Raw genomic sequence first — 20,020 nt, 5'->3', positions numbered from 1 at the left:
AATCTGAACACTGGGCGTTCTTTGATCTTTCAGCAGGATTGAGCAGGACGCAGAGACTTCGGCACGCCAGAAGAAGCGTTTCAGCAAGCGGGCAAGGATAATGTCCTGTTCTCAATAGAGAAAGGGCTTTTGCTGACATGAATCATCTCGGATTCGGTAACAGTGCGCCTGGCGCTGGCGGCCATGATGAAGGCTATGCTTCCACCAAAGGGGCACCTCGGCTAAGGTGCGCGGCTTTACACCTTTAGCGCGAAGACCTCCCATGACCGAAGCCAACAACAACCCGCTGCACGGCGTGACGCTGGAGCAGATTCTCAATGCCCTGGTGCAGCACTATGAATGGTCGGGGCTGGCCGAGCGCATCGACATCCGTTGCTTCAAGAGCGACCCGAGCATCAAGTCGAGCCTGACCTTCCTGCGCAAGACGCCATGGGCGCGGGAGAAAGTCGAGCGCCTGTACATCAAGTTGATGCGCACCAAGCGGCCGGTCTGAGCCGTGGGCAGTGATCAGGGTCGTCACCTCACGCTGCGACAGCGTTTTGTCTCGGTGACGGCACTGCTGGGCTGGGTGGGATTGAGCATCCAGTTGTATCTGATCCTGCTGGGTCGTTGGAAACTGGACGCGAGCCTGCTGGGCGGGCTGGTGAGTTTCTTCAGTTTCTTCACGGTCCTGACCAACACCCTGGTGGCCGTGGTGTTGACCTGGGAACTGACCCCTGGCGAATCGGCGGCCCGGCGCTGGTTCCTGCTGCCCAGCGTGCGCAGCGGCATCGCCGTGAGCATCGCCCTGGTCGGCCTGGCCTACAACCTGCTGCTGCGCCACCTCTGGCAACCCGAAGGTTGGCAGTTCGTAGCCGACGAGTTGCTGCACGACGTGGTGCCCTTGCTGTACATCGCCTATTGGTGGCTGTGGGTGCCCAAAGGTACCTTGCGCCTGGGTCACATCAAGCTGTGGGTGATCTACCCCTTGGTGTATTTCGCCTATGTCCTGCTGCGCGGGGATCTATTGGCGGCTTACCCCTACCCTTTCATCGATGTGGCGAACCTGGGTTATCCACAGGTGTTCATCAATGCTGGGGGGATATTGCTGGGGTTTGTCGGGATTGCGCTGGGGGTGGTGGGGTTGGATCGGTGGGTTGGACGACGATCGACTAAAGCCTTGTGAGATGCCCTTGTGGCGAGGGAGCTTGCTCCCGCTGGGCTGCGCAGCAGCCCCCCCTTGGATCTGCCAGGCGCACCGAGTTGTCAGTGCGTTATTGGGGCTGCTTCGCAGCCCAGCGGGAGCAAGCTCCCTCGCCACAGGTTTTTGTGTTCGCAAGTGGACATCACCGCCTGGCCGGCAACATCCACACCAACCCACTGGCCTTGGCCCGTTCATGACACAACGCCAAAACCCCACGGCGTTCCTCGTTGTCCATCCGGCTCCAACGGGTGATCTCCGCCACGGTGCGCTGGCAACCGGTGCAGATGTCGTCATCGTCCAGCGCACAGATGTTCACGCAGGGCGAAGGCACCGGGCGTTCAGGGGTGCTCATGATTCCTGCTCGAACAGGTCGCGGGCGTAGCGCTGGGAATTGTGCACATAGTGCGCCGCACTGGCCTCGAGCATTTTCTTCTGGGCCTCGGTCAGTTCACGCACCACCTTGCCAGGCGAGCCCATCACCAGCGAACCGTCGGGAATTTCCTTGCCCTCGCCGATCAGCGAGTTGGCGCCGATGATGCAATTCTTGCCGATCTTCGCGCCGTTGAGAATCACCGCGTTGATGCCGATGAGGCTGTAGTCGCCCACCGTACAGCCATGGAGCATGGCGTTGTGGCCGATGGTCACGCCGGTGCCGATGGTCAGCGGATAGCCCATGTCGGTGTGCATCACCGTGCCGTCCTGCACGTTGCTGTTCTTGCCGATCAGGATCAGTTCGTTGTCACCGCGCAGCACGGCGTTGAACCAGACGTTGGCGCCCTCTTCGAGGCGGACCTTGCCCACCAGCGTGGCGTTGGGCGCAACCCAGCTCTGTGGGTGGGTTTCGACACGGGCATCGCCCAGGCGATATTTCATGAGAGTCCTCGGGGCGTCAGGTATTGATGAAACTCTTGGGCGGTTTGTGCAGGTCGATTTCGGCGTCGTACAGCAGGTTGACCAGTTCGACGATCATGATCGCCGTCAGTCCCCAGATCTTGTATTCGCCAAAGCGATAACTGGGCACGTACCAACTGTGGCCCTGGTAATCGATGCGGTGCGTGTGTTCGCGTGGGTCCTTGCGGAAAAACTCCAGCGGCACGCTGAATACCGCAGCGATCTCGGCATCGTTGGCCTGGTATTCGACGTAGTCCGGAATCACCCCGACATAAGGCGTGACCTTGATGCCGTGCAACGAGATCAGCGGGCTGAGGGGGCCAATCACTTCCACCAGGCCGGGCGGCAGGCCGATTTCTTCCTCGGCTTCGCGCAGGGCGGTGAAGATCAGGTCCGGGTCTTCCGGGTCGCGGCGCCCGCCGGGGAACGCCACCTCGCCGCCATGGGTCGAGAGCCCGCTGGCGCGCAGGGTCAGTACCAGCTCCGGTTCATCGCTGCGGGTAATCGGCACCAGCACCGCGGCTTCAGGGAAACGTCGGTCAGCCTGCAGATCGTGCGGGGTATGGTTGCTTACTCGATGCAGTAGCTCGTCCAGCATGAGACTTCTCGATTTATTCGCTACCTTGCATCATGCACCAATCGTTCAAGCGGCCCAACCCCCGCACCGCGTCGTGTCGCGAAACGACAACTTGCCGCACCGGCCCACGCACGCCAAGATAGGCGCAGCATTCAGGAATCCAAGCATGAAATTCTGCAGCCAGTGCGGTAACCCGGTGACCCAGCGCATACCCGAAGGCGACTCGCGCCTGCGTTTTGTTTGCGACACCTGTCACACCATTCATTACCAGAACCCCAACATCGTCGCCGGTTGCGTACCGACCTGGGGCAGTAAAGTCCTGTTGTGCCGACGCGCCATCGAGCCAAGGCGTGGTTACTGGACGCTGCCGGCGGGCTTCATGGAAAACGGCGAGACGGTCGAACAGGCCGCCGTGCGCGAAACCGCCGAGGAAGCCTGCGCCCGTGTGCGAAATTTGAGCATCTATACGCTGATTGACGTACCGCATATCAGCCAGGTACATGTATTCTTCCGCGCCGAACTGGTGGATGAGGATTTCGCCGCCGGGCCCGAGAGCCTGGAAGTGAAACTGTTCGAAGAAGCGGATATTCCCTGGAATGAACTGGCGTTCCGCACGGTGGGCCGCACCCTGGAATATTTCTATGCGGACCGCCGGGCCGAAGATTACCCGGTGCGATCCGAATCGATCCCGCCACTGGCCCAGCCTGCCAATACATAAAAAACCCATTAATAGCCGCGACACCTCTAGGGATATCGTTTCAATGCGCTGGTTGCTTGTCCTGTTCTGCTTGTCGTTCACCGCTGTGTCCCAGGCTTCCGCGCCGGGAACCTACAACGGCAAGACCATCGAAAAAGTGCTGGTGCTCAAGTCCGCCCATCAATTGCAATTGATCAACGACGGCAAGCCGCTCAAGACCTATCGCATCTCCCTGGGCAAGGGCGCCAAGAAAGGCCCCAAGCTGATCGAAGGCGACAAGCGCACCCCCGAGGGTTTCTACTGGATCGACTGGCGCAAGACCAGCGACCGCTTCTACCTGTCGATGCACATTTCCTACCCCAACATCACCGACTCCGCCCGCGCCCGCCGTGAAGGCGTGGAACCGGGGGGCATGATCATGATCCACGGCACGCCTGATTCGGAAGAGAACCCTGAGCAGTTGTTCCACACTTTGGACTGGACCGATGGCTGCATCGCCATGCGCAACGTCGACATGCGCGAAGTCTGGAACCTGGTGCCGGATGGCACCATGATTGAGATTCGTCCGTAGCCCCGAAGCAGCTCCTGTGGCGAGGGAGCTTGCTCCCGCTGGGCTGCGCAGCAGACCCAAGGCAGCCAACTCAAATTTACCTGACACACCGCGTTGCCGGAATTCAGGGCCGCTTCGCGCCCCAACGGGGATAAATCCCCTCACCACAAGGGACGGTGTCGATCTCACATCTTGCTACAAGTCCCGGAAGCGGAGCGCAACCGCCTTATCAGCTTTGATCTACCCTCAAAACTGATGCGGTGGCGCGACGCCCCGCAGAATTCATAGTGAGACGTGTCACGTCGAAGCATAGGCAGTCATGACGTATGTGATTCGACAGGGCTTCACCGTTCCAGATGGACATCAAATCATGACAACTCATAACAGTTTTATACGGACGACCGCGGTTGCGGTGGTGGCGTTGGCGGGTGTTTGGCAGTTGGGAGGCGACGCGTGGGGGGCCGGGGCGCCTGCGGAGGGTAAAGAGGAGCCGTGGTATCAAGCCTGGCTTCAGGTTACAGCGGATCCGAGCGTGGACATCCAAAAAACTACACCCTGGTTGCGCTGGCGTACCGACATGGACACGCTCTATCGGGGAGATACGACGGGTCAGGGCCTCGATGCCTTCGAGAAGGGGATGTTGCCCAAAGCTGTGGGCGTCCCTGAAAACGAATGGATATATGACTGGATCACCCACGCGAGTGGAAGCGCGGGAACGGTGTTCAGCAGTACAACGCGTAGCCTGGCCTGGGCCCAAAACTATGCCAAAGAATGGGTGTACGAGTTCACTTCCCCCCACGGAATCGATCAGGTGCCATCGAGGGGGCCCTTTCCAAGAGACCAGGAAATCAGCTTCCCGGGCGGGGTCAAGGGGCATTTCATCAAACAGGCCTGTCACAAAGACGATCTTGCCAAATGCAGGCCGAACCCAAACTACCGAGCCCCCACCGGCCGCGAGTCGATGCAGGACGTCGCCGCGATTTCCATCAATTGGAGCCGGCTGACGCCTCCAGAGGGGCTGGCATGGGTAACGACCAAGCAATCCCTTTGGGCCGTCGGCTCTACGACGATCAACCCCGTGCAGGGAGCGGATGCGCTTAGCAACGGGCTACGGGGCTGGAACTCTTTGCCACCAAGTTTGAGATCGGCGCGCTGGCTGGAGGACTCCACGGCCCGATCGCTCGTTGTAGCGTTTCGCGATTATAGCGAAGCCAAGCTCTGGGCAACCCAGGAAGCAAAAAATGGCGGCTGGGTATATGAGGTCAGGCCCAACAGCGTGGCGGTTGATTTGTCGATACCTAGCGCTGGCTCGCGTGAAGGCGCCTACGCGTTCATCGGCGGCATCAAAGGCGGCCTATTGATGAACGCCCGCCGTTTCGAGAAAGGCGTGAGCCAACCGGTCGAGTGCATTGGCATCGAAAAAGAAGCGTGCCGGCTTGAGAACCTCCACCAATAGTTTTCAAGGGAGGAATCCCCTCGCCACAAAACACCATCCCCCGTGGCGAGGGAGCTTGCTCCCGCTGGGCTGCGCAGCAGACCCAAGGCAGGTCACTCAATTTGCCTGACACATCGGGGTGTCAGGGTTTGGGGCCGCTTCGCGCCCCAGCGGGCGGTGCGACGTTTCGCTAAATTCCCTCGCCACAACACCATCCCCGTGGCGAGGGAGCTTGCTCCCGCTGGGCTGCGCAGCAGACCCAAGGCAGGCCACTCAATTTGCCTGACACATCGGGGTGTCAGGGTTTGGGGCCGCTTCGCGCCCCAGCGGGAGCAAGCTCCCTCGCCACAAGGGGTGATGTCAGCTGACATATTTGTGTACGCCACGAACCCACTGTGGGAGCGAGCTTGCTCGCGATGAGGCCGGTCCTTATTGCATCAAGTCCGAAGCTCTGCCCGGTCCAGGCACTTGTTCGCCAACAAAGCCCCCAACTCAATCATCTGCGCCACCCCCAACGCCACATGCCGCCGCGAGCCTTCCAGGTCGAAGGCAAGGTCGCTGAGCATTGCGTTGGCTGACGCCAGGGTTTCGCTGAGGTTGGCTAACAGGGCTTCGGTATCGACACTGTCCACTACGGTGAACAATTGCGCCGGTGGTTTGGCTTCTGATGCGCTGTCCTCAGGCTTGAGGTAATGGTCCATCGCGCGGTCGGCCGCTTCTTTCAGTCTTTCGGGAGCGTAATCGCCGTAGGGAAAGGTGGAGGCGGGTTTGGGAATGTCAGAATTTTTCAATGGAAGCTCCTTTATCTAATGGAGCCCAGGACAAAACGTCCGGGCCTGTTGCCCCGTGATTTTTCGGACGGTCAAACCCGGTCGCTGAATTGGCAGCGACACCCAAAGGCTAGAGCCCCCGCTTCCGAGAGACAACCCTAAAAACATGTCGGAAACTTCGGTGCGTCTGACAGCCCCCCGCCACATGAGGATCATTCATACAACAAAAAACCCGGCCTAAACCGGGTTTCGATCACAACATTTGGATTCAAACAAATGCTGCGCGCTGCTCAGCCTCATAATGCCGAGTCTGAAAAGGCATGAGGACCTGTACCTTCAAACCAAGACCTTCACTCACCCCCCACGAGAGGGCGAGTTCATCACGACGACTGCGAAGCGTTACAGCGGCTTGTGAAGTCACTTCGTGCTTAGGTGCCGAACGCCAGAATAGCTCAAGCGCTTTGAAGACTTCCGACACGCGGCTATCGGTTACGCATGAAAAGCGGGTGAATCGTTCGAGCAAATACCCTGCGCGACGAACCTCGACCTCATCAGTGTGCCGACTTAGAAAAGTCTGAGCGACACTCATCAGGTCCGAATTTGAATACCAGACAGCCTTGGCTGCACTCACAAGCGCGGCGTCATCTGCCTGCTTTAATGGGCGTTTGACCAGAGTGTCCAGCGCGGATGAGAGGACGTGGCCGTTAGCAGGCTTCGCCATCTGTATTCTCCAAATAACTTTGCAAAATATAGGTAAGGACCGAGGTTGGGGGCTCTTTGTTGCCAACATATACATCAATCGCCTGCAATGCCAGTCGGCGCAGCTCGGCGGTCAATATGAAGCCTGCTCTCAGGAGGGCCATGATATCGCCAATGTCCTGATCCGTTGCCCTACCCAGTTTTGAAATTGCAATATCCACAGGTGCAGCAATGTGAACGTGGAGAGGGGACTCTAGCGGAAACTCTTCAAGGGGGAGACTTCGGGCCCAATAGTCCTCGTGAATCGGACCAAAGCTTGTGTTGTATTGCAGGTCGTAGTTTAGCTCCATCAACCGGCCAGACCTCTCATCGACAAATCGCTCGGGTACCTCTGCGAGTAACGTTCGAAGATGGAAGTCTTCCGGGAGGCTGGCCTCATAAACTTCGGCGTCAACATCCGTAGAAACACGATGATTTGTATAAAGGTGCACTGCGCACCCACCGAACACGATGACTTTAACCGCCCCTGGTTTTGCATTTTCAACCGTCAGCTCCGCTTCGACGGACTTGAACATTGAAACCAAAGCCTGACCCAGAGCGGTTTTCGTATTAAGACGGGGGATGATCATGTCCGGCAATTCCATATTGACCTCAGATGCTGATGTTGCTCCTTGGAGCGCAGAGCGGCCACCCTGCCTTGCCACCGGCCAGTGAGTGACTGCTTACGCCTGGAGATGTTGGGGGCTCATGCCCGAGGGACCGCGAGTTCTGAAAGCTAGAGCCCCCACTTCCGAGGGACAACCCTAAAAACATGTCGGAAACTTCGGTGCGTCTGACAGACCGCAGTTTCTGTGGCGAGGGGATTTATCCCCGCTGGGCTGCGCAGCAGCCCCAAGGCAGTTAACTCAATTTGCCTGATACACCGCGTTGTCAGGTTTTGGGGCCGCTTCGCGCCCCAGCGGGGATAAATCCCCTCGCCACAACAGCTCGTTAGCCTTGGTGGCTCGAACGACCGCCGGTCAGCGTCGAAAAATAAAATCAAAAAATCGCAACGTCAGAAATTGCCTACAGATGAATACCAGTTCACCCAGTGGGTGTTGTCGCAGTTGAAGATCTTTGCCTTCGAATCCGCAGCCTCTAATACCACTTCAATCCCACCCCCTCAAAACCCTCCAACAACACCTCTAAACCACGGGAAATCAGCGTTGACATGGTATTCAAGTGGTATTAGCTTCCACCTCACTTACCGGGCGACAAACAACTCAATAACCGCATCGGACACCTACATGAACGACATCCTGGCCCTGCGCCCCGACGACACCCAACCCACGCCGCTGTACCTGCAATTGGCGCGTAACCTGGAGACGGCGATTCATGCCGGCCAGTGGAAAGCCGAGCAGGCGATGCCGTCCGAGCGCAGCTTGAGCGAGCAACTGGGCATTTCCCGGGTGACCGCGCGCAAGGCGTTGGAAGTGTTGTTCGAACAAGGATTGATCCGCCGTAACCAGGGTTCGGGGACGTTCATCACACCGCGCCTGGAACAACCGCTGTCACGCCTGAGCGGCTTCAGCGAGATGCTCCGCCTCAAGGGTTTTGTCCCGGGCTCCCAATGGCTGGAGCGGGACATCACTCCGCCCACCCACGAAGAATTGATCCGCCTGGGCCTGTCGCCCACCGACAAAGTCGCGCGGCTCAAGCGCTTGCGCAAAGCCGACGACACGGTCATGGCCATCGAGATGAGCACCCTGCCCGCCTCGATCATTCCCAAGCCACAGGCAGTGGGCGATTCGCTCTATGAATTTCTCGACAGCATCGGCAAGCCGGTGGTGCGCGCCCTGCAACACATCCAGGCCATCAACGCCTCGGACGAGTTCGCCGCCCTGGTGGGCATCGCCCCCGGCACCGCGATGTTGCTGATGACCCGGGTCGGCTACCTGGAAGACAACACCCCCATCGAAGTCACCGACACCTATTGCCGCAACGACTACTACGACTTTGTCGCAGAGCTGCGGCGCTAGACGACCAGAGAGTCCCCATGTCCGAAGACAACATCCTCACCGCCAATGGCTGGGTTCGCGGCCGCCTGATCCATGCGCACGGCAAAGTCGTGTCCATCGAAGGCCGGCCTTGCGATCCGGCCAGCAACGACCTGCCCTACCTGCTGCCCGGTTTCATCGACCTGCATGTCCACGGCGGTGGCGGCAAGGACATCATGCAAGGCGCCTCGGCGTTCGAAACCATCGCCCGCACCCACGTGCGCTTCGGCACGACCGCGCTGCTGGCCACCACCATGACCGCGCCCAGCGAAGAAATCGCCAGCGTGCTGCAGGCCCTCGGCGAGTTCTGTGAACAACGCCCGAACGGCAGCGCCCGAGTCCTGGGCGTGCATTTGGAAGGCCCTTACATCAACCCCGGAAAACTCGGCGCGCAACCGAATTTCGCCCACACCGCGCTGATGGCCGAAGTGGAGAGTTACCTGGCCCTGGCGCCGATCCGCGTGATTACCATCGCCCCGGAAATCGCCGGTCACGATGCCTTGATCCGCGCCCTCAGCGCCCGGGGCGTGCGCATGCAGATCGGTCATACCCTGGGCAATTATGAAGAAGGCGTCGCGGCGTTGGCCGCCGGGGCCAGCAGTTTCACCCATTTGTATAACGCCATGAGCCCGTTGCATCACCGCGAGCCAGGCATCGTCGGCGCGGCGCTGGCCCATGCTCAATATGCCGAGTTAATTCCGGACTTGCTCCACGTACACCCCGGTGCGATGCGCGTGGCCTTGCGTTCGATTCCGTGCCTGTATTGCGTCACCGACTCCACCGCTGCCGCCGGCATGCCCGACGGCGAATACAAGCTGGGCAGCCACACCGTGACCAAGTGCCTGGGCGGCGTGCGCCTGGCCGATGGCACGCTGGCCGGCAGTACCCTGACCATGGACCAGGCCCTGCGCAACCTGGTGAAAATCGGTCTGCCCCTCGCCGAAGCCTCCCAGCGCCTGTCCCAGTTTCCCGCCGACTACCTCGGCCTGCCCGAGCGTGGCCGCTTGCAACCCGGCGCCTGGGCCGACTGCGTGCGCCTTGACCGCTCCCTGACCCTGACCGACGTGATGGTCGAAGGAGAAGCCATTGACTTCCAAAATGCTTGAAGAGGCCCTGGCCTCGTGGGAAGCCGTCGAGCGCCAGTTACAGCAACTGGACCCGGCCCTCGAGGAAATCGCCGGACGCCTGCGCCGTCAGCCACCGCAAGTGGCGATGACCGTCGCCCGTGGCAGTTCCGACCACGCCGCCAGCTACTTCGCCTACCTGACCATGCAACAACTGGGCATCCCGGTGGCCTCGTTGCCGATGTCGGTGGTGACCATGCAACAGGCACCGCTGAAGGTCAGCGGCCAGGTGGCGTTTGCATTTTCCCAATCGGGCCAGAGCCCGGACCTGGTGAACAGCCTGCGCCTGTTGCGCAAGCGCGGCGCCTTGAGCGTGGCCCTGGTCAACGCCACCGATTCGCCCCTGGAAGCCGCCTGTGAATTCAGCGTGCCGCTGTGTGCCGGCGTCGAAAACAGCGTCGCCGCCACCAAGAGTTTCATCGCCACCCTCAGCGCCAGTGCGCGGCTAGTGGCGCACTGGAAGGACGACGCCGAGTTGCTGGAAGCCGGCAGCGCCCTGCCCGAAGGTTTGCAAGAGGCCGCCCGCCAGGATTGGCGTGCTGCCGTCGAGGCCCTGCGCGATTGCCAGCGGTTGATGGTCATTGGCCGTGGCGCCGGATTCGCCATCGCCCAGGAAGCGGCGCTCAAATTCAAGGAAACCTCGGCGATCCAGGCCGAAGCCTTCAGCAGTGCCGAGGTTCGTCATGGGCCGATGGCGCTGATCGATGAAAACTACCCGTTGCTGGTGTTTGCCCCTCGCGGTGCCGAGCAGGCCGGCGTGTTGAGCCTGGCCGCCGACATGCGCCAGCGCGGCGCCCGGGTGTTGCTGGCGGCGCCGGATGACATCGCCGAACGCGACCTGACGCTGACCCGCGCCGAACACCCGTCCCTGGACCCGATCCTGGCGATCCAGAGCTTTTATGGGATGGCCGCGAGCCTGGCCGTGGCCCGAGGCCTGGACCCGGATCAACCACGGTATCTGAGCAAGGTCACCCGTACGCACTGAACCGACGGTTTTCTTTTTATAGAGAGTCTGATGAGAGCGCCCCATGCCCAACAATAATAAAGAGCTGACCCTCAGCGCCCCGCTCAGCGGCCCGGTGCTCACCCTCGCCAACGTCCCGGACGCGGTGTTCGCCAGCGGCGCCATGGGCGACGGGATCGCCATCGACCCGCTGAACGACACCCTCTACGCGCCCTGCGCTGGTGAAGTGATTCACGTCGCCCGCACTGGCCACGCCGTGACCCTGCGGGCCGACAACGGCGCCGAACTGTTGCTGCACCTGGGCCTGGACACGGTCGAGCTGCAGGGCGACGGGTTTTCCATGCTGGTCAAGGAAGGGGCGCGGGTCAGCAATGGTCAGCCGCTGCTGCGTTACGACGTGGACAAAGTGGCACTGCGCTGCAAGAGCCTGGTCAGCCTGTTGGTCATCACCAACGGCGAACACTTCCAGGCGCGGCCCATCACGCTCAAGGGGGTGAAGGTCGGCGAACCACTGCTGCATATCATCGCCAAGGCCCCGGGCGAAACGTCACACGATGACCAGGAGATCGGCCACGAAGTCTTCGGCCAGGTCCGCATCGCCCATCGCGGCGGCCTGCATGCCCGGCCGGCGGCGCTGATTCGCCAGACCGCCCAGGGCTTCAAGAGCCGCTCGCACCTGCATTTCCAAGGCAAGTCGGCCTCTTGCGACAGCGTGATGGGGATGATGGGCCTGGCCATCACCGAACAAGCGCAAGTGCACGTCAGTTGCCAGGGCAGCGATGCCGAGGCGGCGCTGCAAGCCTTGCTGGCGACCTTATCCACAGCCCTGGCGGAAGAAGCCCATGCCGTGGCGCCAGCCATCAAGCCGCAACGCCCTGCCGCCGAAAACGGTGTGCTCCATGGCGTGTGTGCCGCCCCCGGCCTGGTGACCGGGCCGCTGGTTCGGCTGAATGGCATTCAATTGCCCCAGGACACTGGCGGCCATGACGTCGAAGAGCAGCGACACCGCTTGGACAATGCCTTGGCTCAGGTCAGTGGCGAAATCCGCCTCACCCTGGAAAACGCCAAGGCCCGACGCCACCGCGACGAAGAAGCGATCTTCAGCGCTCATCTGGCGTTGCTCGAAGACCCAGTGTTGCTGGATGCCGCCTACCTCTTTATCGAACAAGGCAGCGCCGCGACCCACGCCTGGAGCCACTCCATCGATGGGCAATGCCAGGTGCTGCAACAACTGGGCAGCACATTGCTGGCCGAGCGCGCCAATGATTTGCGCGACCTGCGCCAACGGGTCCTGCGGGTGTTGCTGGGTGAGGCCTGGCAATTCGACGTGGCGCCCGGCACCATCGTCGCCGCCCAGGAACTGACCCCGTCGGACCTGCTGCAACTCAGCGCCCAAGGCGTGGCCGGCGTGTGCATGGTCGAGGGCGGCGCAACCTCCCATGTGGCGATCCTGGCCCGGGGCAAAGGCTTGCCGTGCCTGGTGGCGCTGGGTGACGAGCTGCTTGCCCAGGCGCTGGGGCAAGGGGTGGTGCTGGATGCAGACGACGGTCGCCTCGAACTTAGGCCCAGCGCCGAGCGCCTGGCCCAGGTGCATCAAGAGCGGCTCCGGCAGACCAGCCGACGCGCCCAACAACAAGCGCTCGCCCACACCCCGGCCCAGACCCTTGACGGCGTCACCGTGGAAGTGGCGGCCAACGTCGCCTCCAGCGACGATGCAGCCCAGGCCTGGGCAAACGGTGCCGACGGTGTTGGCTTGCTGCGCACCGAATTTCTGTTCGTCGACCGTCATACCGCGCCCGACGAAGAGGAACAACGCCAGGCCTACCAAGCCGTGCTCGAGGCCATGGGCGACAAGCCGGTGATCATCCGCACCATCGACGTGGGCGGTGACAAGCAGCTGGATTACCTGCCGCTGCCGACCGAAGCCAACCCGGTGCTGGGCCTGCGCGGCATTCGCCTGGCCCAGGTGCGACCGGATCTGCTGGACCAGCAACTGCGGGCCTTGCTGCAAACCCGTCCGCTGCGGCGCTGCCGGATCCTGTTGCCCATGGTCACCGAAGTCGACGAACTGCTGCACATCCGCCAACGCCTAGATGCCCTCGGCACCGAACTGGGCCTGGGCGAACGCCCGCAATTGGGAGTGATGATCGAAGTGCCGGCCGCCGCGTTGCTGGCCGAACAATTGGCCGAGCATGCGGACTTCCTGTCCATCGGCACCAACGACCTGTCGCAATACACCCTGGCCATGGACCGCGACCATGCCGGCCTCGCCGCCCGGGTCGATGCCCTGCACCCGGCGCTGCTGCGGCTGATCGCCCAGACCTGTGCCGGCGCGGCGAAACATGGTCGCTGGGTGGGTGTATGCGGCGCCCTGGCCTCCGATCCACTGGCGATGCCGGTGCTGATTGGGCTGGGTGTACGTGAACTGTCGGTCAGTCCGCCGCAGATCGGCGCAATCAAGGACCGCGTGCGGCACCTCGACGCCGCCCAGTGCGCCCGCCTCAGCGGCGAGCTGCTGAACCTGGGCAGTGCCGCCGCCGTGCGCCAGGCCTGTCATCAACACTGGCCCCTGGGCTGAGCCACGTCGAAGAACAATAAAGGGAGAGACGCCATGTACCAGCATTTCATCGAAGGACTGCAACGCCTCGGCCGGGCACTGATGCTGCCCATCGCGATCCTGCCCATCGCCGGCCTGTTACTGCGCCTGGGCGACACCGACCTGTTGAACATCGCCATCATCCACGATGCCGGCCAGGCGATTTTTGCCAACCTGCCGCTGATCTTCTCCATCGGCATCGCCGTGGGCTTCGCCCGGGACAACAACGGGACGGCGGGGTTGGCCGGGGCCATCGGTTACCTGGTGATGATCGCGACCTTGAAGGTGCTCGATGCCAGCATCAACATGGGCATGCTCGCCGGGATCATCAGTGGCCTGCTGGCCGGCGCGCTGTACAACCGTTTCAAGGACATCAAGCTGCCGGAATACCTGGCGTTCTTCGGTGGTCGGCGCTTCGTGCCGATTGTCACCGGTTTCAGCGCCGTGGGCCTGGGGGTGGTGTTCGGCCTGATCTGGCCGCCGATCCAGCAGGGCATCAACAGTTTCGGCGCCTTGCTGATGGAAAGCGGCAGTTTCGGTGCCTTCGTGTTCGGCGTGTTCAACCGGCTGCTGATCGTCACCGGCCTGCACCACATCCTCAATAATATGGCCTGGTTCATCTTCGGCAGCTTCACCGATCCGCAAACCGGCGCGGTGGTCACCGGCGACCTGACCCGCTACTTTGCCGGCGACCCGAATAGCGGCCAGTTCATGACCGGCATGTTCCCGGTGATGCTCTTCGGCCTGCCCGCTGCGTGCCTGGCGATGTACCGCAATGCCCTGCCCCAGCGGCGCAAAGTCATGGGGGGGATCCTGCTGTCCATGGCGCTGACGTCGTTTCTCACGGGTGTCACCGAACCGATCGAGTTCGCCTTCATGTTCCTTGCGCCGCTGCTGTTCCTGTTGCATGCCTTGCTCACCGGGCTGTCGATGGCGATCACCGATTGGCTGAACATCCGCTTGGGCTTTACCTTCTCCGGCGGCTTCATCGACATGGTGCTCGGCTGGGGCAAGTCGAATAACGGCTGGCTGGTGGTGCCGGTGGGACTGGTCTATGCCGTGATCTATTACACGGTGTTCGACTTCTGCATTCGCCGCTTCGACCTGAAAACCCCAGGGCGTGAAGAAGTGCCCGCCGGTGACAAACCGGTCATCGCCCAGAACCAACGAGCCGGGGCCTACATCGAAGCACTCGGCGGTGCCGACAACCTGATCACCGTCGGCGCCTGCACCACTCGGCTGCGGTTGGACATGGTGGATCGCAACAAGGCCTCCGACGCGCAACTCAAGGCCCTGGGCGCCATGGCCGTGGTGCGTCCCGGCAATGGCGGGAGTTTGCAAGTGGTGGTCGGGCCGATGGCCGACAGCATCGCCGATGAAATCCGCCTGGCCCTGCCTTCCTCCGACCGCCCTGCCGCTGCGCCCGTGGCCACGGTGGTTGAACCGGTCACCGCGACCAGCGTGTCCGGGGTCGAAGCGCAACAGTGGCTGGATGCGCTGGGTGGCGGTGGCAATGTGTTGCAGCTCGATTGCGTGGCGATGAGCCGGTTGCGGGTGCGCCTGGCCGATGGCAAAAGACTGTCGGAAAGCGGCCTCAGGGCACTGGGATGCCAGGGGGTCAGCCCGTTGGAAGGCGGTGTCTGGCACCTGTTGCTGGGGGAGAAAGCGCCGGGGTTGTGGCAAGTGTTGGAGGGAATGGTGCTGAGCCGTCAGGCCGATGTGAAAGCCTAGTCCCCCAATCTCTGTGGTTCCGTTTACACCGGTGAATCGCTATCGCGAGCAAGCTCCCACAGAGAATTTGTGTTGTTCGACCGGTGATCCACACCACTCTCTCTGGAAAAGTACAATCCCCGTGGCGAGGGAGCTTGCTCCCGCTGGGGTGCGAAGCAGCCCCTTGGATCTGCCAGACACACCGAGTTGCCAGAGTGTTATTGGGGCTGCTGCGCAGCCCAGCGGGAGCAAGCTCCCTCGCCACAGGGGTCGTGTACATAGATAAATCGGCTTCAAATAGCGCCCAATAAAAAACCCGCTGATTCATCAGCGGGTTTTTCATTTCAACGGCCCGGGATCAAAAATCCTCCAACCGCCACACTTCATACGCCGGTGTCTCGTAGGGATGGCTCTGTTTCAACGCCTCCACTACCCCACGAATCAGCTCATCGGCAACGACAAGCTCCACTTTCCATTCCTCGACCTGCTCGACCTGTCCCGCCTCGCCGATGAACGGCTGGCTGCCGTCCAACGGGCGAAACTGGCCCAGGCCCAAGACTTGCCAGGCGCAGTGGTCATAGTCGCCGATTCGCCCGCCACCGGCAGCGAATACGGCGTTTTTGACCACGTCCAGATGGCTGGCCGGGACGAAGAAGCAGAGCTTGTACACCGCCTTAGTTCACCCAGACGCGCGCGTTACGGAACATGCGCATCCATGGCGCGTCTTCGTTCCAGTCGTCCGAACGCCACGAGTTCTGCACCGCGCGGAATACGCGCTCCGGGTGCGGCATCATGATCGTGACGCGGCCGTCGCGGCTGGTCAGGCCGGTGATCCCGCGCGGCGAGCCGTTCGGGTTGGCCGGGTAGGTTTCGGTGACCTTGCCGTGGTTGTCGACGAACCGCAGCGACACGCAACCGGACAGGTCCGCTTCGAGCAGCGCCTCTTCGCTTTCGAATTCCGCATGGCCTTCGCCGTGGGCGATGGCGATCGGCATGCGCGAACCGGCCATGCCCTGCAGGAAGATCGAGTTCGATTCCTGCACCTGGACCATCGCCACGCGCGCTTCGAACTGCTCGGAACGGTTACGCACGAAGTGCGGCCAGAACTCGCTGCCCGGGATCAGTTCGTGCAGGTTGGACATCATCTGGCAACCGTTGCACACGCCGAGGGTGAAGCTGTCGGTACGTTCGAAGAAGCCCTGGAACGCATCGCGGGCACGGCTGTTGAACAGCGCCGACTTGGCCCAGCCTTCACCGGCACCCAGCACGTCGCCGTAGGAGAAACCGCCACAAGCGACCATGCCCTTGAAGTCATTCAGGTCGACACGACCGGCCAGGATGTCGCTCATGTGCACGTCGATCGCGTTGAAACCGGCACGGTCGAATGCCGCCGCCATTTCCACCTGACCGTTGACGCCCTGCTCGCGCAGGACCGCCACTTGTGGGCGAATGCCTTTCTTGATGTAGGGCGCGGCCACGTCGTGGTTGACGTCGTAGCTGAGCTTGGCGCTCAGGCCCGGGTTGTCTTCTTCCAGCAGTGCATCGAATTCCTGCTCGGCGCAGTCGGCGTTGTCCCGCAGGCGCTGGATCTGGTAGCTGGTTTCCGCCCACTGGCGCTGCAACAGGCTGCGCTGGCCTTCGAAGACGGTGTCGCCGTTGAAGGTGATGTTGATGTGGGCGTTGTTGATCGGCTGGCCGATCACCGAAACGCAGTCGGCCAGGCCAGCCGCGCTGAACTGGGCGAGGATGTCCGGGGTGGCGTCCTGGCGAACCTGGATCACCGCGCCCAACTCTTCGTTGAACAGGATGGCCGGGATTTCGGCGCTGGACTCGGCCACGCTGTCGAGGGTCAGGCTCAGGCCGCAGTGACCGGCAAAGGCCATTTCCACCACGGTGGTCAGCAAGCCGCCGTCGGAACGGTCGTGGTAGGCCAGCAGGTGACCGTCGGCGTTGAGGCCCTGGATCACGGCGAAGAACGCTTTCAGGTCTTCGGCATCGTCGACGTCCGGCGCTTGCGAGCCGAGCTTGCCGTGCACCTGGGCCAGGATCGAGGCGCCCATGCGGTGTTGGCCACGGCCCAGGTCGATCAGGATCAGATCGGTGGTGCCCTTGTCCATGCGCAGTTGCGGGGTCAGGGTCTGGCGGATGTCGGTGACCGGGGCGAAACCGGTCACGATCAGCGACAGCGGCGAGGTCACGCTCTTGTCCACGCCTTCGTCGCTCCAGCGCGTGGCCATGGACATGGAGTCCTTGCCCACCGGAATGGTGATGCCCAGCTCCGGGCACAGCTCCATGCCGACAGCCTTGACGGTGTCGTACAGGCGGGCGTCTTCACCCGGGTGACCGGCGGCGGACATCCAGTTGGCCGACAACTTGATGTCGGAAATCTTGCCAATGCGCGAAGCCGCGATGTTGGTCAAGGTCTCGCCGATCGCCATGCGGCCCGACGCCGGGGCGTCCAGCAGCGCCAGCGGAGTACGCTCGCCCATCGCCATGGCTTCACCGGTGTAGACGTCGAAGCTGGTGGCGGTCACGGCCACGTCGGCCACCGGCACCTGCCATGGGCCGACCATCTGGTCACGGGCCACGAGGCCGGTGATGGTGCGGTCGCCGATGGTGATCAGGAAGCTCTTGCTCGCCACGGCCGGGTGATGCAGTACACGCTCGATGGAGTCGGCGATGTCGAGTGTCGATGGATCGAAATCATCGCCCAGCTCCGCTTCGCGAACGGCCGAACGGTGCATGCGCGGGGCTTTGCCCAGCAGCACTTCCAGCGGCATGTCCACCGGGCTGTTGCCGAAATGGCTGTCGGTGACGGTCAGTTGCGGCTCGGCGGTGGCTTCACCGACCACGGCGAACGGGCAACGCTCGCGCTCGCAAATGGCTTGGAAACGTTCGAAGTCGGCCGGACCGACCGCCAGGACGTAACGCTCCTGGGATTCGTTGCTCCAGATTTCGTGCGGGGCCATGCCCGGCTCGTCGTTTGGAATGTTGCGCAGTTCGAAGCGGCCACCGCGGCCGCCGTCGTTGACCAGTTCCGGGAAGGCGTTGGACAGGCCGCCCGCGCCGACGTCGTGGATGAAGCTGATGGGGTTGTGTTCACCCAACTGCCAGCAACGGTCGATGACTTCCTGGCAACGGCGTTCCATTTCCGGGTTTTCCCGCTGGACCGACGCAAAGTCCAGGTCGGCCGAGCTGGTGCCGGTGGCCATGGAGGACGCGGCGCCGCCACCCAGGCCGATCAGCATGGCCGGGCCACCGAGGACGATCAGCTTGGAGCCGACCAGGATCTCGCCTTTCTGCACGTGGTCGGCGCGGATGTTGCCCATGCCGCCAGCCAACATGATCGGCTTGTGGTAACCACGGACTTCCTCACCGCGCGGGGTGGTGATGGACTGTTCGAAGGTACGGAAGTAACCGGTCAGGGCCGGACGGCCGAATTCGTTGTTGAACGCCGCGCCCCCCAGGGGGCCTTCGATCATGATGTCCAGGGCGTTGACGATGCGCTCAGGCTTGCCGTACGGCTTTTCCCACGGCTGTTCAAAACCCGGGATCTGCAGGTTCGACACGGTGAAGCCGGTCAGGCCGGCCTTGGGCTTGGCACCACGCCCGGTGGCGCCTTCGTCGCGGATCTCGCCACCGGAACCGGTGGACGCGCCCGGGAACGGCGCGATGGCGGTCGGGTGGTTGTGGGTCTCGACCTTCATGAGGATGTGCACCGGCTCCTGGACCGCACCGTACTGGCGGGTCTCAGGGTTCGGGTAGAAACGACCGGCAACGTTGCCGACGATCACCGCGGCGTTGTCCTTGTAGGCCGAGAGCACACCTTCGTTGTGCATCTGGTAGGTGTTCTTGATCATGCCAAACAGGCTTTTTTCCTGGCTCTGGCCGTCAATGTCCCAACTGGCGTTGAAGATCTTGTGGCGGCAGTGCTCGGAGTTGGCCTGGGCGAACATCATCAATTCGATGTCGTGCGGGTTGCGCTTCAAGCCCTGGAAAGCGTTGACCAGGTAATCGATCTCGTCTTCGGCCAGGGCCAGGCCCAGTTCGCCGTTGGCTTTTTCCAGCGCGGCACGGCCGCCGCCCAGTACGTCGATGGCGGTCAGTGGCTTGGGTTCGGCGTGGCTGAACAGGCCGGCGGCCTGCTCCAGGTTGCCCAGCACGACCTGGGTCATGCGGTCATGCAGGCCGTCGGCGATCAGTTGGGCCTCGGCCTCGCTGAACTCACCGGCGACATAAAAGGCAATGCCGCGCTCCAGGCGCTGGACTTTCGCCAGGCCGCAGTTGCGGGCGATGTCGCTGGCCTTGCTCGACCACGGCGAAATGGTGCCGAAACGCGGCAGTACCAGGAACAGGCGACCGGCCGGCTCCTGGACAGGAACACTGGGACCGTACTTCAGAAGGCGCGCAAGCACCTGCTGTTCGTCGCCGGTCAAACCGCCGGTGACTTCGGCGAAGTGAGCGAATTCAGCATACAAGCCACTGACAGCCGGAACCTTCTGGCTCAGTTGCTCAAGGAGTTTGCTGTGGCGAAAGGCAGAAAGGGCAGGAGCGCCGCGCAGGATCAACATCTTCGGGACAGCCTCGGGAAGGGGGTGTGCTTTGAGGCCGTGCATTCTAGCCTAAACCGCCGGCAACGGCACCCGAAACGGCACGCGCAGTGCTGGCCGAATGTCGGTCTTTGCGTGCGCGACGGTATCGGACACCCGCGCCAAGGCTGCCGAAGAGATATTTTTCAGCGATGCAAAGCCCTGCGCCCCCCGGCCGGCCTGTGTTGCGGACATGTTT

At 62.1% G+C, this 20,020-nt stretch carries 18 protein-coding genes; 10 read left to right on the top strand and 8 right to left on the bottom strand.

Annotation, left to right across the window (positions count from 1 at the left end; translation table 11 throughout):
* Nucleotides 1-262: 262 nt before the first annotated feature.
* Nucleotides 263-493: a VF530 family protein gene (locus BLT00_RS09965; protein ID WP_092146916.1), complete on the top strand. Its 231-nt coding sequence runs from the start codon at nt 263-265 to the stop codon at nt 491-493.
* 3 nt (nt 494-496) lie between these two features.
* Nucleotides 497-1,165: a Pr6Pr family membrane protein gene (locus tag BLT00_RS09960; protein ID WP_092146914.1), complete on the top strand. Its 669-nt coding sequence runs from the start codon at nt 497-499 to the stop codon at nt 1,163-1,165.
* 160 nt (nt 1,166-1,325) lie between these two features.
* Here the strand turns inward: BLT00_RS09960 and BLT00_RS09955 are convergent, their stop codons facing one another.
* The 3 genes from BLT00_RS09955 to BLT00_RS09945 are packed head-to-tail and all read right to left on the bottom strand — an operon-like array spanning nt 1,326 to nt 2,672.
* Entirely contained in the window at nt 1,326-1,535 is a 210-nt protein-coding gene (locus tag BLT00_RS09955; protein WP_092146912.1) for a DUF1289 domain-containing protein, read from the bottom strand.
* A complete protein-coding gene (locus BLT00_RS09950; protein ID WP_092146910.1) occupies nt 1,532-2,056 on the bottom strand; it encodes a gamma carbonic anhydrase family protein in 525 nt (174 codons plus the stop codon). Before BLT00_RS09950 ends, BLT00_RS09955 begins: the two co-directional genes overlap by 4 nt.
* A 16-nt stretch (nt 2,057-2,072) precedes the next feature.
* Nucleotides 2,073-2,672, bottom strand: a complete 600-nt coding sequence (locus BLT00_RS09945) for a CoA pyrophosphatase (protein WP_092146908.1) — start codon at nt 2,670-2,672, stop codon at nt 2,073-2,075.
* Nucleotides 2,673-2,817: 145 nt separating this feature from the next.
* Here BLT00_RS09945 and BLT00_RS09940 point away from each other — a divergent pair, with 145 nt between their 5' ends.
* From BLT00_RS09940 to BLT00_RS09930, 3 genes are all read left to right on the top strand, one after another.
* Complete coding sequence (locus BLT00_RS09940; RefSeq protein ID WP_092146906.1) at nt 2,818-3,369, top strand: NUDIX hydrolase; 552 nt, start codon at nt 2,818-2,820, stop codon at nt 3,367-3,369.
* A gap of 43 nt (nt 3,370-3,412) precedes the next feature.
* Complete coding sequence (locus tag BLT00_RS09935) at nt 3,413-3,919, top strand: L,D-transpeptidase family protein (RefSeq protein ID WP_092146904.1); 507 nt, start codon at nt 3,413-3,415, stop codon at nt 3,917-3,919.
* 349 nt (nt 3,920-4,268) lie between these two features.
* On the top strand, nt 4,269-5,354 hold the full coding sequence (locus tag BLT00_RS09930) for a scabin-related ADP-ribosyltransferase (protein ID WP_092146902.1): 1,086 nt from the start codon (nt 4,269-4,271) through the stop codon (nt 5,352-5,354).
* A gap of 416 nt (nt 5,355-5,770) precedes the next feature.
* Here BLT00_RS09930 and BLT00_RS09925 read toward each other — a convergent pair whose 3' ends face one another.
* From BLT00_RS09925 to BLT00_RS09915, 3 genes are all read right to left on the bottom strand, one after another.
* Entirely contained in the window at nt 5,771-6,124 is a 354-nt protein-coding gene (locus BLT00_RS09925) for a DUF6124 family protein (RefSeq protein ID WP_092146900.1), read from the bottom strand.
* Nucleotides 6,125-6,371: 247 nt separating this feature from the next.
* Nucleotides 6,372-6,824, bottom strand: coding sequence for a hypothetical protein (locus BLT00_RS09920; RefSeq protein WP_092146898.1), 453 nt, complete (start codon nt 6,822-6,824; stop codon nt 6,372-6,374).
* Entirely contained in the window at nt 6,808-7,431 is a 624-nt protein-coding gene (locus BLT00_RS09915; protein WP_256572767.1) for a DUF6036 family nucleotidyltransferase, read from the bottom strand. Before BLT00_RS09915 ends, BLT00_RS09920 begins: the two co-directional genes overlap by 17 nt.
* 657 nt (nt 7,432-8,088) lie before the next feature.
* Here BLT00_RS09915 and BLT00_RS09910 point away from each other — a divergent pair.
* From BLT00_RS09910 to nagE, 5 genes are read left to right on the top strand one after another with little or no spacing between them, the layout of a single operon-like run.
* Complete coding sequence (locus tag BLT00_RS09910; RefSeq protein WP_092146894.1) at nt 8,089-8,820, top strand: GntR family transcriptional regulator; 732 nt, start codon at nt 8,089-8,091, stop codon at nt 8,818-8,820.
* Nucleotides 8,821-8,837: 17 nt separating this feature from the next.
* Nucleotides 8,838-9,944: an N-acetylglucosamine-6-phosphate deacetylase gene (gene nagA, locus BLT00_RS09905; protein ID WP_092146892.1), complete on the top strand. Its 1,107-nt coding sequence runs from the start codon at nt 8,838-8,840 to the stop codon at nt 9,942-9,944.
* Nucleotides 9,925-10,947, top strand: a complete 1,023-nt coding sequence (locus tag BLT00_RS09900; protein ID WP_092146890.1) for an SIS domain-containing protein — start codon at nt 9,925-9,927, stop codon at nt 10,945-10,947. The genes nagA and BLT00_RS09900 overlap by 20 nt, the downstream gene beginning before the upstream one ends.
* Nucleotides 10,948-10,990: 43 nt before the next feature.
* Nucleotides 10,991-13,504, top strand: a complete 2,514-nt coding sequence (gene ptsP, locus BLT00_RS09895) for a phosphoenolpyruvate--protein phosphotransferase (RefSeq protein WP_092146888.1) — start codon at nt 10,991-10,993, stop codon at nt 13,502-13,504.
* 33 nt (nt 13,505-13,537) lie between these two features.
* Nucleotides 13,538-15,253 carry an N-acetylglucosamine-specific PTS transporter subunit IIBC gene (nagE, locus tag BLT00_RS09890; RefSeq protein WP_092146886.1) on the top strand — a complete coding sequence of 572 codons (1,716 nt, stop codon included), beginning with the start codon at nt 13,538-13,540 and terminating at the stop codon, nt 15,251-15,253.
* A 337-nt stretch (nt 15,254-15,590) separates the two neighbouring features.
* Here the strand turns inward: nagE and BLT00_RS09885 are convergent, their stop codons facing one another.
* A complete protein-coding gene (locus BLT00_RS09885) occupies nt 15,591-15,902 on the bottom strand; it encodes a YqfO family protein (protein ID WP_092146884.1) in 312 nt (103 codons plus the stop codon).
* A gap of 4 nt (nt 15,903-15,906) precedes the next feature.
* Nucleotides 15,907-19,803 carry a phosphoribosylformylglycinamidine synthase gene (gene purL / locus BLT00_RS09880; RefSeq protein WP_092146882.1) on the bottom strand — a complete coding sequence of 1,299 codons (3,897 nt, stop codon included), beginning with the start codon at nt 19,801-19,803 and terminating at the stop codon, nt 15,907-15,909.
* Between the last annotated feature and the right edge of the window lie 217 nt (nt 19,804-20,020).

The organism is Pseudomonas sp. NFACC51 (assembly GCF_900103575.1).
Lineage (GTDB): Bacteria > Pseudomonadota > Gammaproteobacteria > Pseudomonadales > Pseudomonadaceae > Aquipseudomonas > Aquipseudomonas fluorescens_Q.
The sequence above is the reverse complement of the archived record's forward strand: the minus strand, read 5'-3'. Positions and strand labels throughout refer to the sequence as shown.

Excerpts from the sequence above, each read along its gene's own strand:
- BLT00_RS09920 (WP_092146898.1), bottom strand. The coding sequence starts at position 6,824 with ATGGCGAAGCCTGCTAACGGCCACGTCCTCTCATCCGCGCTGGACACT.
- BLT00_RS09965 (WP_092146916.1), top strand. The coding sequence starts at position 263 with ATGACCGAAGCCAACAACAACCCGCTGCACGGCGTGACGCTGGAGCAG.
- BLT00_RS09910 (WP_092146894.1), top strand. The coding sequence starts at position 8,089 with ATGAACGACATCCTGGCCCTGCGCCCCGACGACACCCAACCCACGCCG.
- nagA (WP_092146892.1), top strand. The coding sequence starts at position 8,838 with ATGTCCGAAGACAACATCCTCACCGCCAATGGCTGGGTTCGCGGCCGC.
- BLT00_RS09930 (WP_092146902.1), top strand. The coding sequence starts at position 4,269 with ATGACAACTCATAACAGTTTTATACGGACGACCGCGGTTGCGGTGGTG.
- purL (WP_092146882.1), bottom strand. The coding sequence starts at position 19,803 with ATGTTGATCCTGCGCGGCGCTCCTGCCCTTTCTGCCTTTCGCCACAGC.
- ptsP (WP_092146888.1), top strand. The coding sequence starts at position 10,991 with ATGCCCAACAATAATAAAGAGCTGACCCTCAGCGCCCCGCTCAGCGGC.
- BLT00_RS09945 (WP_092146908.1), bottom strand. The coding sequence starts at position 2,672 with ATGCTGGACGAGCTACTGCATCGAGTAAGCAACCATACCCCGCACGAT.
- nagE (WP_092146886.1), top strand. The coding sequence starts at position 13,538 with ATGTACCAGCATTTCATCGAAGGACTGCAACGCCTCGGCCGGGCACTG.
- BLT00_RS09935 (WP_092146904.1), top strand. The coding sequence starts at position 3,413 with ATGCGCTGGTTGCTTGTCCTGTTCTGCTTGTCGTTCACCGCTGTGTCC.
- BLT00_RS09950 (WP_092146910.1), bottom strand. The coding sequence starts at position 2,056 with ATGAAATATCGCCTGGGCGATGCCCGTGTCGAAACCCACCCACAGAGC.
- BLT00_RS09940 (WP_092146906.1), top strand. The coding sequence starts at position 2,818 with ATGAAATTCTGCAGCCAGTGCGGTAACCCGGTGACCCAGCGCATACCC.
- BLT00_RS09955 (WP_092146912.1), bottom strand. The coding sequence starts at position 1,535 with ATGAGCACCCCTGAACGCCCGGTGCCTTCGCCCTGCGTGAACATCTGT.
- BLT00_RS09915 (WP_256572767.1), bottom strand. The coding sequence starts at position 7,431 with ATGATCATCCCCCGTCTTAATACGAAAACCGCTCTGGGTCAGGCTTTG.